Below are 14,658 nucleotides of genomic sequence, written 5' to 3' on the forward strand. Positions count from 1 at the left end.
GAGAAGAATAGGTTCTTGGGGCCAAAAAAAGGCCGCTGGGACGCCCCCCTTCTTGCTCCACTGCGCCCAGACCTCCCCGTGACCGGCCCCCCAGGGGGGGGCCCCCCCCCACGGCCGTGTCACCTGATCAGTAGCGGTACTGGTCCGCCTTGTACGGGCCCTCGACCGGGACGCCGATGTAGTCGGCCTGGTCCTTGGTCAGGGTGGTCAGCTTCACGCCCAGCGCGTCGAGGTGCAGACGGGCGACCTTCTCGTCCAGGTGCTTCGGCAGCACGTAGACGCCGATCGGGTACTGCTCGGTCTTCGTGAACAGCTCGATCTGCGCGATCGTCTGGTTGGCGAAGGAGTTGGACATCACGAACGACGGGTGGCCGGTCGCGTTGCCCAGGTTCAGCAGGCGGCCCTCGGAGAGGACGATGATGGTGCGGCCGTCCTCCTTGCGCCACTCGTGGACCTGCGGCTTGACCTCGGTCTTCACGACACCCGGCAGCTGGGCCAGGCCGGCCATGTCGATCTCGTTGTCGAAGTGGCCGATGTTGCCGACGATGGCCTGGTGCTTCATCCGGGCCATGTGCGAGGCCATGATGATGTCCTTGTTGCCGGTCGTCGTGATGAAGATGTCGGCCGTCTCCACGACGTCGTCCAGGGTCGCGACCTGGTAGCCGTCCATCGCCGCCTGGAGCGCGCAGATCGGGTCGATCTCGGTGACGATGACGCGGGCGCCCTGGCCGCGCAGCGACTCGGCGCAGCCCTTGCCCACGTCGCCGTAGCCGGCGACGACGGCGACCTTGCCGCCGATCAGCACGTCGGTGGCACGGTTGATGCCGTCGATCAGCGAGTGGCGGCAGCCGTACTTGTTGTCGAACTTCGACTTGGTGACCGAGTCGTTGACGTTGATCGCCGGGAACAGCAGCTTGCCGTCGCGGTGCATCTCGTACAGGCGGTGGACACCGGTGGTGGTCTCCTCGGTCACGCCCTTGATGGTGGCAGCGACCTCGGTCCACTTGTTCGGGGTCTCGACCAGGGTGCGGTTGAGCAGCTCCAGGATGATCCGGAACTCGTCGTTGTCCGCGGTCGACGGGTCCGGCGCGGAGCCGGCCTTCTCGAACTCGACACCCTTGTGGATCAGCAGGGTGGCGTCGCCGCCGTCGTCCAGGATCATGTTCGGGGTCTGGCCGTTCGGCCAGGTCAGCGCCTGCTCGGTGCACCACCAGTACTCGTCCAGCGTCTCGCCCTTCCAGGCGAAGACCGGCACACCCTGCGGGTTCTCGGGGGTGCCCTCCGGGCCGACCGCGATGGCGGCGGCGGCGTGGTCCTGGGTGGAGAAGATGTTGCAGGAGCACCAGCGGACCTCGGCACCGAGGGCGGTGAGGGTCTCGATCAGCACGGCGGTCTGCACGGTCATGTGCAGCGAGCCGGTGATGCGGGCGCCGGCGAGCGGCTGCGAGGCGGCGTACTCGGCGCGGATCGTCATCAGGCCGGGCATCTCGTGCTCGGCCAGCTGGATCTCCTTGCGGCCGAACGGCGCCAGGGAAAGGTCGGCGACCTTGAAGTCACCGGTGATGTCGGTCGACATGCGTCTGCTCCTCGCTGATGGGGATGGGGCAAGGCCAAAGGTCCTGGGTGTGCGTCGCGGCACGGCGGGGACGCACGGGTGCGCGGCAACGCCGGGGCCACCGGATCCGCGGCGGGACCGGTTCCCTGCTGCTCAGCACAAACCGTCGGAGGACCTCTCTCCCTCGACCGGTACGCGCCCCCAGGGGACGGACCACCGATCGACCGCCATCAGCAGCGACGTTCTGGCTCTGGTGACGAATCTACACCGGCGGCCCCGGACGGCGGCTCGCTATGACCGTTTTCGGCCTGCGCACCGCCGCCCCGGGGGTGCGGGTGCTCAGTGCGCGCCGGGCACCGGTCCACCGGGCGTGGCGTACGGGTCGTCGCCCTGCGCCTCCTTCTCGGCGCTGTACACGTCGGGCTCCAGGTAGATCGCCCGGGCGATCGGGACGGCCCGGCGGACGCGGATCTCGGCGGCGTCGATGGCCTGCGCCACCTGCGCGGCGGAGTCCTCCGCGTTGACCGCGATCTTGGCGGCGACCAGCAGTTCCTCCGGGCCGAGGTGCAGGGTCCGCATGTGGATCACGCGGGTGACGGAGTCGTGGTCGACCAGCGCGTCGCGGATCTCGGCCACCACCTCCGGGTGGGCGGACTCGCCGATCAGCAGCGACCTGGTCTCCGACGCCAGCACGAGGGCGATCACGATCAGCAGCAGGCCGATCGCCAGGGTGCCGATACCGTCCCAGACGCCGTCCCCGGTGATCACGGTCAGGCCGACGCCGAAGAGCGCCAGCACCAGACCGATCAGCGCGCCGGTGTCCTCCAGCAGGACGACCGGCAGCTCCGGCGCCTTGGCCCGGCGGATGTAGGCGGGCCAGCCGTGCGCGCCCTTGTCCTTGACGGCCTCGCGGTAGGCGGTGAAGAAGGACCACGCCTCCAGCCCGACCGCCAGCACCAGCACGCCGATCGGCCAGTACCAGTTGTCCAGCTCGTGCGGGTGGGCGATCTTCTCGTAGCCCTCGTAGACGGCGAACATGCCACCGACGCTGAACAGCACGATGGAGACCAGGAACGCGTAGATGTAGCGCTCGCGCCCGTAGCCGAACGGGTGCTCCTGGGTGGCCGCCCGCTGCGAGCGCTTGCCGCCGACCAGCAGCAGCACCTGGTTGCCCGAGTCGGCCAGCGAGTGGACGCCCTCGGCCAGCATCGAGGAGGAGCCGGAGAACGCGAAGGCCACGAACTTGCTGACCGCGATGCCCAGGTTCGCCGCCAGGGCCGCGACCAGGGCCTTGGTACCGCCTTCGGTGCTCATGCCGGTGTGGATCCCTCCGCCGGGGGCCGCTCGGGCGGCCCGCGCTCTGCTCTGTCGGGTGCTGCCTCCGCCGGGTCGCGCCCCGGCCGAGTCCGTCGAGCGCATACGGTACCGGGCCGCCGCGCCGCGGTCCCGGGACGGCGCCACGGCCCCGGCCCGGGAGGGCGCCGCGCCGCGGCCTCAGGACTGCGCCGCGAGCCCCAGGTAGACGGCGGCGAAGTCGGTCAGCGCGATCAGGTCGGCCAGCGCGTGCAGCGGGTCGGGCCGGGTGGTGGCGTACTCGGTGAGCCGGACGTCGTGGGCGGCGGCCAGCCGCTGTCCCCGGGTGACCGGGTAGCTGCGCGGACGCTCGTCGTCGGCCGGCACCTCGGCCGGGCCCCGGTCCTCCTCGCCGGGGGCCGGCGTGCCCGGGAGGTGCCGGAGCACCAGCACCTGGAGGTGCAGCGGGTCGGGCTCGTCGACCCGGTCGCGGAAGAAGTCGTCGGGGTCGGCCCCCGCGCCGAGCTGACCGGCGAACATGCCGCGGTGCGCGGTCAGCACCTGCGGCAGCAGGCCGGCCGGCGCCGGGCGGCCGGCCCGCTCGGCGAGCTGGGTGGTGAACCGGGCGGCGGCCGCGCCGGCCACCGGCCCCTCGGCCCAGAGCAGCGGCACGGTACCGGCCAGCCGGGCGGCCAGGCTCTTGGCGGGGTTGGTGTACGCGGCCGCGTCCGGCCGGCAACGCACGGCGGCCTCGTCCAGCAGGTCCGCGGTGGCGGCCGGCGCGTCGTAGGGCAGCTGGGTGACGCCCAGCTTCTGGGCCAGCGCCAGCAGCGGGGCGAGGTGGGCCCAGAGCGCTGCCGGGTCCTCGGCCGGGAGGTCGGGCTCGGCCCCCGGCCCGGCCGGGGGCGTGCCGTCGTCGGGCAGGTTGGACGGCACGTAGGGCAGCGGCAGCGCGCGGACCTGGAGGGCGGCCTCGGCCAGCCGGCTGCCGGCGGGAGCGGTGACGACGATGGCGCAGCCGCGCGCGTAGGCCTGTTCGGCGAGGGCGACCAGGCCCTGCTCGCCGCCGTCGGCGGAGCTGATCACCAGCAGGTCGAGCGGTCCGGCCCAGCCCGGGAGCTGCCAGGCCAGCCCGTCGGCGAACACCGGCGGCGCGCTGGCCCGGTCGGTGCGCGGCGGCGCCGCCGCGTCGGTGGGCGGCAGCGGCGCGATCAGGCTGGCGGTGCCGGCCAGCGCGGCGAGGATCTCGCCCGCCGTCAGCGCGCTGCCGTGGCCCGCCACCAGCACGGCGCGCGGTCGGCCGTCGGGGCGCAGCCGGTCCAGGCCGGCCGCGTCGGCGAGCCGCAGGGCGGTGCGGACCCGTGCGCCGGCGCCGGCCAGGGCCAGCAGCGCGCGGTCGCGGTCGGCGCGCTGGAGGGCGGCCGGGTCGTCGAGCAGGGTGTCGTCGAGCATGCGGCGGGCCTCCGGCTGCTGGCAGGGCGCTGGGGGTGGCGGGGGCGGGTACGGGTCCGTACCCCCTGCGGGTCTTGGCCCCAAGGATCAGGCCGGGCGGCGGGCCTCGTCCACCAGCAGGACCGGAATGCCGTCCCGGACGGGGTAGGCGAGGCCGCAGCCCTCACCGGTGCAGAGCAGCTCGGGGTGCTCCTCGCTGCCGCCTTCGGTGAGCGCGGCCCGGCACTGCGGGCAGACCAGGATCTCCAGCAGGAAGGATTCGAGCTTCATGGGGTGTCGGGCTCCAGATCTCGGGGGTGGCACGGCGGTGCCCCGGCCAGGAGGAAACCCTACCGGCCGGGGCACAGGCGGCGTGCGTCAGGCGCGTGCGTCGGGCGCACGCCTCGGGACGCCCGCCGGGGCGTACGTCGGGCGGGTGTCAGCCGCGGACGATGGCGAGCACGCCGTCGCGCAGCTCCGCCATCCGCGCCGGGTCCTTGGCCTCGACGTTGAGGCGCAGCAGCGGCTCGGTGTTGGAGGCGCGCAGGTTGAACCACCAGTCCGGCCCGGCGACGGTGAGGCCGTCCAGCTCGTCCACGGTGGTGCCCTCCAGGCCGGCGTACGCGGCGCGGACGGCGGCGGAGCGGTCGGCCTGGTCGGCGACGGTGCTGTTGATCTCGCCGGAGGCGGCGTAGCGGTCGTACTCGGCGGTGAGCGCGGAGAGCGTGCCGTCCTGCCCGCCGAGGGCGGCCAGCACGTGCAGCGCGGCCAGCATGCCGGTGTCGGCGCGCCAGAAGTCGCGGAAGTAGTAGTGCGCGGAGTGCTCGCCGCCGAAGACCGCGTCGGTGACGGCCATCTCCTGCTTGATGAAGGAGTGGCCGACCCGGGTGCGGACCGGCTTGCCGCCGAGCTCGCGGACCACCTCGGGAACGGTCCAGGAGGTGATCAGGTTGTGGATGACGGTCGGCTCGTCCTCGCCGGCCGCCTTGGCCCGGGCGATCTCGCGGACCGCGACCAGGGCGGTGATGGCGGACGGGGAGACCGGCTCGCCGCGCTCGTCGACCACGAAGCAGCGGTCGGCGTCGCCGTCGAAGGCGAGCCCGAGGTCGGCGCCGACCTCGCGGACCTTGGCCTGCAGGTCGACGAGGTTCTTCGGGTCGAGCGGGTTGGCCTCGTGGTTGGGGAAGGTGCCGTCCAGCTCGAAGTACATCGGGACGAGCTCGATCGGCAGGCCGTCGAAAACGGTCGGCACGGTGTGGCCGCCCATCCCGTTGCCGGCGTCGACGGCGACCTTGAGCGGGCGGATCGCGGTCAGGTCGACCAGGCCGAGCAGGTGGTCGGCGTAGCCGCGCAGGGTGTCCTGGGCGGACAGCGCGCCGGGCTTGACGTCGCGCACGGGCACGGTGACCGTGTCGTCCTCGCCGGTCCAGGACTCGACCAGCTCGCGGATGTCGGCGAGGCCGGTGTCCTGGCCGACCGGGGCGGCGCCGGCCCGGCAGAGCTTGATGCCGTTGTACTGCGCCGGGTTGTGGCTGGCGGTGAACATCGCGCCGGGCAGGTCGAGCTTGCCGCTGGCGTAGTACAGCTGGTCGGTCGAGCAGAGGCCGATCTCGACCACGTCGGCGCCGTAGGCGGCGGCGCCCTCGGCGAAGGCCCGGCTCAGCGACGGGGAGGACGGCCGCATGTCGTGGCCGGTGACGATCGAGGACGCTCCGGTGACCTGCACGAACGCGGCGCCGAAGGCCCGCGCGAGGCTCTCGTCCCACTGGTCCGGGACGACGCCTCGAACGTCGTACGCCTTCACGAGCTGCTTGAGGTCGCGCACTGCGGCTCCACCCTGGTCTCTGTCTGATCGGTGTGCTTCCCGGGGCGGCCGGCCGCCCCCGGGTCACGATACGTCGGGGCACCGCGCCGTCGGGCGGGCGGTAGACGGGCAGCGTACCGGGGCCGGGTGGCCGCTCCTCGCCCGGTGCGGGCGGGGCGGGCCGTCAGTTGTCGGGCGAGCGCAGCACGCGCAGGTGGCCGCGGCGGCCGGCCTCGGTGGACTCGCCGTCGGGGCCTCGACCCTGACGGGGGGTCTGCGGGCGGGCGGCCTCGCGGACGGCGTTGGCGAGCGCTTCGAGGTCGTCGCTGCTGCGGCGCAGCGGGCCGGCCTCGGCGGCGAGCCGGACGACCTCCCAGCCGCGCGGGGCGGTGAGGCGCTCGGCGTGCTCGGCGCACAGGTCGTAGCAGTGCGGCTCGGCGTAGGTGGCGAGCGGGCCGAGGACGGCGGTGGAGTCCGCGTAGACGTACGTCAGCGTCGCGACGGCCGGTCGGCCGCACGCGGTCCGCGAACAACGACGTACAGAGCTCACGAGGGTGGACGGTACCGCACTCCTCGCCGGGGAGCGAAGACCGCCTGTCCGGAGGGCGTGCCGTGTCGCGCTCCGCGCGCCCGTCCGTGCACCCGCCGCCCTGGCCGTTCGCTGTCGAGGTGGTCCACTTCCGACCGTCCAAGGACTACCCTCGGCAGTGATATGGACAGCTCTGCACCGCAGTCATCGACGGGACCTTCGCGCCGCCCGCGCCACCGCGACCGGCACGGCAGGGGTCTGCGCGGCCCGCTGGCGCCTCCGCAGGTGCCGATCTCGCTCACCCGCTCCGAGTTGTTCGACGACTACGTGCGCGAGTCGGTGGAGCGTCTCGAACGGCGTTGGCCCCAGCTGATCGAAGTGGAGTTCGCCGTCCAGGAGGTCCCGCTGCGCGAGGCACAGGGACCGGACACGGACGGCGGGGTGCCGCTGGGGCAGGTGTCGCCGGGCCGGCAGGGGCGCAAGAGCCAGATCGTGGTGTACCGCCGGCCGGTGGAGATCCGGGCGAAGTCGCGGGAGGATCGCGCCGCCCTGGTGCACGAGATCCTGATCGAGCAGGTGGCGGAGCTGCTGGGGTTGTCGCCGGACGCCATCGACCCGCGCTACGACGAGGAATGACCCGACGACGGAGGGGCGGTACCCGGTGCCGGGTACCGCCCCTCCGTCATGGCGTCAGCGGAGCACGACCGCCGGGTCCTGGGCGGCCCGCGGGACCTTGACGCTGCTGCGGTCGTCTCGGAGCGCCTGGACGGTGAACATCGGGACGTCCTTGGTCGGGATCGCCAGCATCCGGGCGGCGACGACGGGGCCGCCGGAGACGGTCTCCACGGTCAGCGCGAAGGCGCCGTTCAGACCGGTGGGCTCGGGCGCCGGGACGGCGACCGTGCCGCCGGCGGGCAGCTCGACGTCCTTGCTGACCGGGGTGCCCCCGCCGCTGCCGGCCGAGGCGGTGACCTTGACCTTGGCGGCCTCACCGGTGGAGGTGAGGAAGAGCGTGGTCGGGCCGCCGCCGCGGTTGTCGGCCACCGTGCCGCGGGCGCCGACCGGGGCGGTCCCGGTCAGCCAGGCGGCGTCGGACTTGCCGTTCTGGCCCACCCGGTCGATCCGCAGGCCGGCCACCACCGGGGTGGGGTGCTTGTCGTCCGTGGGGGACAGGCGCAGGCCGGCCACCTCGTCCCGGGTGACCTTGCCGAGGTCGACGGCGGCCACCATGCCCGCCTTGACGTGGATCGACTCGTTGCCGGCCGGGGTGAACAGGCCGTTCTTGCCGGAGAGCTGGATCTTCAGGTCCGCGTCGTCCTCCGGCGGAGCCCAGACCACCAGGTGGGCGTTGGCGGTGTCGGCGGGCAGGCCCGGGAGCACCTGGACGGGCGCCGGGGCGGCCGAGGCGGGCACCCAGTCGGCGCCCTTGCTGCCGTCGGCGGCGTGCACGGCGGCGCCGACCCGGCCGCTGCGGGCGACGACGTGCACCGCGAGGTCGGCGACCTGGCCCTTGCTGATGGTGGGCAGCAGGACCGACTGCGAGCTGCCGGGGGCGACGGTGATGCCGTTGGCGGCGTCGTTCTCGATCAGGCCCTTGTCGCCGTACAGCTTGATGTCGACCACGGCCGCGGTGGCCTCGGTGTTGACCAGGCTGACGTAGTCGACCCGGTCGCCCGCGGTGCTGGCGCCGGCGAACCAGAAGCTGGTACCGGCCGGGGTGCAGGTGAGGCCGGAGAGGCCCTGGCCGCGCTGCTCGGTGACGGTGGTGGTCTGGGTCACGGTGAAGCCGGGCGCGAGGGCGCCGGTGGCGACCGCGCCGGTCCCGGGGGCGTTGTCGCTGTTGGCGGCGGGGGCGACCACGGGGGCGCCCGGCTTGGTCAGGTTCAGCCGGGCGTCGCCGGGCGCGGTGTCCTTGGCCGCGACCGGCGCGGTGGAGGCGGCGGCCGCCGGGGCGGAGGGCGCGGGAGCGGAGGGCGCCGGGGCGGCGGGGGCCGGGGCGGCGGGGGCCGAGGGCGCGGTGGCGGGCGCCGCCGCGTCGGCGACCCAGCCGACTCCGGCGGCCGCGTCGCCACCGGTGCCGGTGCCGGGCGGGGTGTAGGCGGTGAGGGTGGTCGAGCCGGTCAGGCCCTGGAGCGGCTGCGGGCAGACCAGGGCGGTCCGCTCGACCTGCGCCGAGGTCGCGGCGCCGCCCTGGTCCGGGCCGGCCGCGGTGGCCGGCGGGCGCACCTGGGCGACCCCGAACACCACGGCGAGCACCGCGGCGGCGGCCAGCAGCGACTGGGTCGTCTTCGTCCCTCCGGACGACCCCGTGGGGCCGGCCGCGGCGAACGCGGCCTCGTCCGGTGCCCCGGAGCCGGTCCGGCCCTTGGACTTCTTCGGGAAGGCGGGCTTCTTCATCGCGGGTCAGCTCCCCGATCCGTGGTGGTGCGGGTACCGGCCCGGCCCGTTGGGGTTGTTGGGGTTGTTGGGGTCATTCGGATCGTTCGGGTCGTAGTAGGGCTCGCCCTGCGGCTGCCCCGGCACCCACGGCTGCTGCCCGTCCTGCTGGTAGGGGTCGTAGCCGCCGTACTGCTGGTCCTGCTGGTACGGGTCGTAGCCCTGCTGGCCGCCCTGCGGGTAGGCCTGCTGCTGGTACCCGTCGCCGCCGTACTCCTGGCCGCCGCCGTACGGCGCGGCGGTCGGCTGCTGGGCCGGGTAGGAGCCGTAGCTGTACGGGTCGGCCTGCTGGTACGTCTGGTACGGGTCGGCGTACTGCTCGGCCTCCTGGACGGCCGCGGCCGCCTGGACCGCCTCGACCGGCGGGTCGCCGGCGGGCTGCGGCGGGATCGCGCCCGGCCGGCCCTCGTACACGCCGCCCTCGCCGTCCCCGTCGCCGCCCTCGCCGCGTTCGGCCATCCGGCGGGCCCGGCGGCTGCCGGGGGCGGGCGCCTGCGCCTGGGCGGCGGCCGCCAGCGCGGCGGCGGCGACGACCTCCTCGGGCAGGTCGTCGTCCTTGTGGTTGCGGCGGCCGGGCAGCGCCAGCACCAGGACGGTCAGGCCGAGCAGCAGCTGGGCCCAGATCCAGCCGGTGTGCAGCAGGCCGCCCTCACGGGTGACCACCAGCTTGCCGGCGGCGGCCGGGAGCTTGAAGCCCTGCGCCCAGCCGTCGACGGTGGTGGCCTCCAGCGCGGTGCCGTCGAGGGTCGCCTTCCACTCGGGGCCGGCCGCCTCGGCGAGGCGCAGCACCCGGCCCTCGGGACCGGCCGGAACGGCGGTGTCGAGGTCGCGCTCGCCGGACGGCACCGCCACGGGGGTGGTGCCGGGGGCGGTGATCAGGGCGCGGGTCGCGGGCGTGCCGTTGACCTGCCAGAGCGCGGTGCCGCCGTCCTGGTTGGCCTTGACCAGGCCCGGGGTGGTGTCCAGGACGTCCTTGAAGGCGCCGATCAGCGGCTGGTCGACCAGCACGTAGGCGATGCCGTAGTCGGACAGCGCCTCGGCCTGGTCGGCTCCGGAGCCGGCCAGCAGGCTGCCGACCACCTTGTCGAGGCGCTCGGTGGTGCCGGTGGCCGGGTCCACGGTGGACTCGGCCTGGCCGAGCGTCACCCCGGCGCCGCGCACCAGGGTGTAGCGGACCGAGCCGCCCTTCGGGTCGCCGGTGACGACCAGGGTGCGGGCCCGGTCGCTGGTACCGGCCTCCTCGGCGATGAACGCGGGCACCTGGGCGGCCGGGGCCCGGTGCAGCGGGCCGTCGGCCCCGGTGACGGCCCACCAGACGCCGGTGCCCAGCGGAGCGAGCACCGCGGCGGCCACCACCAGGGCGGCGACCGGCTGGCGCCAGCCGAAGGCGATGCCGGCCACCCGGGCGTTGGCGCCGTCGGCGCCGATCGCGGCGGCGGCCAGCAGGGCGATGCCGGCGAGCAGCGAGGCCGGGCCGGCCCACGCGGGCACGGCCGGGCCGCCGGAGGCGGGGGTCACCGAGGTGCCCGCCACCGCGACCGCGAAGACCAGGCCGGCGCCGGCGGCGCCCCAGGCGGCGAGCACCGCGCGGCGGCGGTCGGCGCGCAGCAGCGCGGCCAGCGCGGCGAGCACCACGCCCGCCGAGAGCCAGACCGGCGGCACTCCGGCGCCGCCCGGGTTGACCAGCAGCAGGCCGACGGCGTTCGCGCCGCCGCCGTGCAGACCGGGCAGACCGGCCTCCAGCAGCAGCAGCTGGGGGTGCGAGAGCACCTGCAGCGACCAGGGCGCGAGCACCAGCACCGGCGCGCCGAGGATCACCAGCACGCGCAGCCCGAGCAGCCGCAGCGCGGCCCCGCCGGAGCCGAACGCCCCGCCGCGCACCACGGCGGCGGCGAGCACGGCCAGGCAGAGCGGCACGGCCAGCGCCCACGCCAGCGGCACGAAGGCGGTGGCGAGGGTGAGCAGCAGGACGGTCATCCAGACCGGGCGCCAGCCGGGCCGGGCGCCCTTGGCGGCGCTCTCGGCGCGGATGCCGAGGCCGGCGGAGATCGCGGCCGCGCGGGCCAGCGGCGGCAGCAGGACGGCGAGGACGGCGGTGCCGATCCGGCCCTGGGCGAGCGCGCCGGTGGCCGCGGGCAGCAGGGCGTAGGTGGCGCTGGCCCAGGCACGGACCAGCTTGGAGTCGAGCAGCGGCCGGGAGACCAGGTAGGCGCTGACGGCGGCGAGCGGCACGGCGAGGACGACCAGCAGGGTGACCGCGAGGTCGGCGTGGTCGAACAGCGCCCAGGAGAGCACCGACAGCACCGCGAGGTACGGCGGCGCCGCCGCGGTGGAGCCGGTGCCGACGGGGTGCCAGGCGTCCGCGTACATCGACCAGAGGCCGCCCGCGCCGCCGGTGGCGGGCAGCAGCGCGCCGCCGAACAGCGCGCCGGCGCCGAACAGGCCGCGGCAGGCGACCAGCGCGAAGACCAGCAGCGCGGCGAACAGGACCGGCGCCGGGCGGCGGGCCAGCTTCTTGATCAGCGTGAACTGCTCGACGACCAGGTCCTCGGAGTCCTCGTCGCCCGGGCCGGCCTCGACCGAGCCGTGCCGGCCGGCCCCGGAGTCGTCGCCGCCCCCTATGCCGAGCGAGCCGATCACGCCCTCGACGGCGAGCCGGGCGGTGGCTCCGGGCGCCGGGAAGAGCGAGCGGTCGTCCAGGGCGTCGGCGGCCCGCAGCCGGGCCCGGCGTTTGCGGGCCGCCAGCAGCCGGGGCAGCCGGAGCAGTTCGTGGCCGAGACCGGCGAGTTCGTCGAAGGCCTGCTTCGGGTCCTTGCCGAGCAGGTTGGTGACCACCCGCAGCAGGGTGCCGAGCACCAGCCGCAGCAGGACGTAGGGGAAGAGCGCGCCCTTGGAGTTGGCGAGCAGGGTGTAGACGGCGCCGGCCTTGTCCAGCCGGTGCGGGTGGGAGGGGCCGCAGTCGATCGCGCGGCGCTCGCGGCTGGCCGCCTCGGCGTGCCGCAGCACGGCGTCGGGGGCGACCACGACGCGGTGGCCGGCGGCGTTGACCCGCCAGCAGAAGTCGGTGTCGTCGCGCATCAGCGGCAGCGCCCGGTCGAAGCCGCCGAGCTCCTCGAAGACGTCGCGGCGGACCAGCATGCCGGCGGTGGAGACGGCGAGCACCGGGCGGACCTGGTCGTGCTGGCCCTGGTCCTGCTCGCGGCGGTCGAGGCCGGTCCAGCGGCGGCCGGAGCGGGCGATGGTGACGCCCACCTCCAGCAGCTGGCGGCGGTCGTACCAGCTGCGCAGCTTGGGGCCGACGACGGCGGCGCTGGGGGTGGAGTCGGCGACCTGGAGGAGGCGGCGCAGCGCGTCGGTCTGCGGCTCGCAGTCGTCGTGCAGCAACCAGAGCCACTCGACCGGCTGGGTCTCCCGGGGGCCGCCGCGGCCGAGGTCGTCCTCGTGGCCGAGCGGGTCGCCGAAGTCGTCCCAGCCGCCGGTGACCGGGTCGTAGCCGGACGGGTCGAGCCGGTAGGGGAGGTCCTCGGGGCGCAGCGGCGGGCTGTTGAAGACGGCCTCGCCGACGGCGGTGCCGAAGCCGGCCCGGCGGCCGAGGACGATCGGGCCGCTCTCCGGGAGCCAGTCGGCGAGGGTGTCGGCGAGCAACTGCGGGGAGCTGTCGGTGGAGCCGGTGTCGACGGCGAGCACCCGCTGGACCTGACGGTCCTGGCCGAGCAGGCCGGCGAGGGCCTGTGGCAGCCAGCGGGCCCCGTCGTGCGAGACGATCACCGCGGTGACCAGGTGGCGCGGATAGGCGGGCGGCCTGGCAGCGGTGAAGCCGCTCTGGTGGCTGTAGACGGTCATCGAGTGCGCGGGCCCCAGTTCTCGGTGGACACAGCCGGTGAACGGCAACCGGATGGCGCACCACACTAACGGCTCCGGATGGCGCCGCCGTCCGCGGGCCGTGGAGGAGCTGTGCGCACCGGGCCCCGCAAGGGCCCGGAAACACGGAAGCGCCCCACCGTCGCGGTGAGGCGCCCGTCGAGCTGTGCGGTTGTCGGAGGGTCAGCAGGGCCAGGGGCCGCCCCGGTCAGACCGCGCTCTTCTTGAGCCGACGGCGCTCGCGCTCGGAGAGGCCGCCCCAGATGCCGAACCGCTCGTCGTTGGCGAGGGCGTACTCCAGGCACTCGGAGCGGACCTCGCAGGCGAGGCAGACCTTCTTGGCCTCGCGGGTGGAGCCGCCCTTCTCCGGGAAGAAGGACTCGGGGTCGGTCTGGGCGCACAGCGCGCGCTCCTGCCAACCGAGTTCTTCTTCCTCCTCCTCGATGCCGTCACCGATCAACAGCTCAAAGAGCTCGCTCATGTGGCGCGCCTCCTCTGCCCCTATTTGGCGTCCCCGTGGTTGCCGTTGCCTCGTGCGGCGGACGACACGAGAGAAATTACAGTTGCGTCACTCTGGCCCAGTCAAGCCGAGCTCTGGTATTGGGGCCAGGATTCACTCCCCGGCACCAAGCCGTTACGAATAGTGTACATATCTGGACACATCGGACTAACAGCCCGGATCCCGTCGAACCCTTGCAACCCTCCACCACGTGACGCGCAGTCATCGTCACAGGTCGGTCATCGGCCTGCCTTCCCGGCGATCTTCTCATCGAAACCTAGAGGGTGATTTATCACCCCATCGGGTAGTTCATGGTCTATCCCGCCCGATTGCCCCGGCTCATGAGTTGACACCGGAGCGCTCGATGCGGTCTCCTTTCCCACATGTCAGAGTTCACTCGCCCCCGGAGCGGTTCCGCGCTCCGTCGTGCCGTGAACCCCTGTTGTCGCCTCTGTTCCTGTATCTAGGCGCCCGCTGTCCCACCGCGCGCCGCCCAGGAAGCACAGAGGCCGCCCGCGATTCCCGCCCCAGGACATCCCGGATCCGGCTGATCCCTGTCGAACCAGCCGTACTCCGAGGACGACTCCCGTGCGCATGAACCGCATCCGCAAGCGGAACCGCGACCGCAACAAGCTCACCCGCCGTGGCCTCGCGCCCACCACGCCTCCCCCGGCGGCCGCCCGGCCCGCCCGCGGCTGGGCCGACGGACTGAGCGACGTCTCCATCGCCGGCGACCCGCTGGCCTTCCCCCATCTGGCCCGCACCGACCTGCCCGGCCACCCCACCACCGTCGCCGGCTACGCCCGGCTGGTCCGCGAGATCGCCGCCGACCGCGCCCGCTGGGAGCCGCTGGTCCGCTACGACGCGCTCACCCGCTGGTACGCCCGGCTGGAGACCGGCCCCGGCTACGAGGTCTGGCTGCTCAGCTGGCTGCCCGGCCAGAGCAGCGGCTTCCACGACCACGGCGTCTCCTCCGGGGTGATGAGCGTCGTCCGGGGCGAGCTGATCGAGCGCTCCCTCACGCACGCGGGCGAGGGTGCCCGCACCCTGCGCCCGGGCGGGCAGCGGGTGTTCTCCTCCGGGTACCTGCACGAGGTGGTCAACGGCGCGCTGGAGCCCGCCGTCTCCATCCACCTCTACACGCCCGGGCTGACCGAGATGAACCAGTACGGCGGCGGCGCCACCGTCCCCGAGCAGCACCCGCAGGAGCAGGCCGAGGCCCACTGACGACGGGCGGGCGGCGGCCCGCG

11 protein-coding genes are annotated in these 14,658 nt (G+C 74.4%); 2 read left to right on the top strand and 9 right to left on the bottom strand.

The window, feature by feature from the left end:
* Positions 1–127: 127 nt before the first annotated feature.
* From ahcY to ACZ4UX_RS35970, 6 genes are all read right to left on the bottom strand, one after another.
* Positions 128–1,576 (bottom strand): adenosylhomocysteinase, encoded by a 1,449-nt coding sequence (gene ahcY / locus ACZ4UX_RS35945; RefSeq protein ID WP_329487915.1) that lies wholly within the window; start codon positions 1,574–1,576, stop codon positions 128–130.
* A 318-nt stretch (positions 1,577–1,894) separates the two neighbouring features.
* The gene (locus ACZ4UX_RS35950) at positions 1,895–2,869 is read right to left on the bottom strand and encodes a cation diffusion facilitator family transporter (protein WP_359810220.1); all 975 of its coding nucleotides are present in this window, start codon (positions 2,867–2,869) and stop codon (positions 1,895–1,897) included.
* A gap of 180 nt (positions 2,870–3,049) precedes the next feature.
* The gene (locus ACZ4UX_RS35955) at positions 3,050–4,300 is read right to left on the bottom strand and encodes an SIS domain-containing protein (protein WP_329487917.1); all 1,251 of its coding nucleotides are present in this window, start codon (positions 4,298–4,300) and stop codon (positions 3,050–3,052) included.
* A gap of 87 nt (positions 4,301–4,387) precedes the next feature.
* Complete coding sequence (locus ACZ4UX_RS35960) at positions 4,388–4,570, bottom strand: Trm112 family protein (RefSeq protein WP_329487918.1); 183 nt, start codon at positions 4,568–4,570, stop codon at positions 4,388–4,390.
* A gap of 148 nt (positions 4,571–4,718) precedes the next feature.
* Positions 4,719–6,104, bottom strand: coding sequence for a phosphomannomutase/phosphoglucomutase (locus ACZ4UX_RS35965; RefSeq protein ID WP_352289032.1), 1,386 nt, complete (start codon positions 6,102–6,104; stop codon positions 4,719–4,721).
* A 163-nt stretch (positions 6,105–6,267) separates the two neighbouring features.
* On the bottom strand, positions 6,268–6,633 hold the full coding sequence (locus tag ACZ4UX_RS35970; protein WP_329487920.1) for a DUF3499 domain-containing protein: 366 nt from the start codon (positions 6,631–6,633) through the stop codon (positions 6,268–6,270).
* Positions 6,634–6,795: 162 nt separating this feature from the next.
* Here ACZ4UX_RS35970 and ACZ4UX_RS35975 point away from each other — a divergent pair, with 162 nt between their 5' ends.
* Positions 6,796–7,248 (top strand): metallopeptidase family protein, encoded by a 453-nt coding sequence (locus ACZ4UX_RS35975; RefSeq protein WP_329487921.1) that lies wholly within the window; start codon positions 6,796–6,798, stop codon positions 7,246–7,248.
* Positions 7,249–7,302: 54 nt separating this feature from the next.
* On the opposite strand, the gene ACZ4UX_RS35980 is transcribed toward ACZ4UX_RS35975, so the two are convergent.
* The 3 genes from ACZ4UX_RS35980 to ACZ4UX_RS35990 form a co-directional block, all read right to left on the bottom strand.
* The gene (locus ACZ4UX_RS35980; RefSeq protein ID WP_465709727.1) at positions 7,303–9,009 is read right to left on the bottom strand and encodes a DUF5719 family protein; all 1,707 of its coding nucleotides are present in this window, start codon (positions 9,007–9,009) and stop codon (positions 7,303–7,305) included.
* 6 nt (positions 9,010–9,015) lie between these two features.
* Complete coding sequence (locus tag ACZ4UX_RS35985; RefSeq protein WP_465709728.1) at positions 9,016–12,891, bottom strand: glycosyltransferase family 2 protein; 3,876 nt, start codon at positions 12,889–12,891, stop codon at positions 9,016–9,018.
* Between the two features lie 226 nt (positions 12,892–13,117).
* Positions 13,118–13,390, bottom strand: a complete 273-nt coding sequence (locus ACZ4UX_RS35990) for a WhiB family transcriptional regulator (RefSeq protein ID WP_148644569.1) — start codon at positions 13,388–13,390, stop codon at positions 13,118–13,120.
* 606 nt (positions 13,391–13,996) lie between these two features.
* Between ACZ4UX_RS35990 and ACZ4UX_RS35995 the strand changes: the two genes are divergently transcribed.
* Positions 13,997–14,635, top strand: coding sequence for a cysteine dioxygenase (locus tag ACZ4UX_RS35995; protein ID WP_465709729.1), 639 nt, complete (start codon positions 13,997–13,999; stop codon positions 14,633–14,635).
* The last annotated feature ends 23 nt before the right edge of the window (positions 14,636–14,658 follow it).

It is taken from the genome of Kitasatospora sp. NPDC028961 (genome assembly GCF_055564815.1).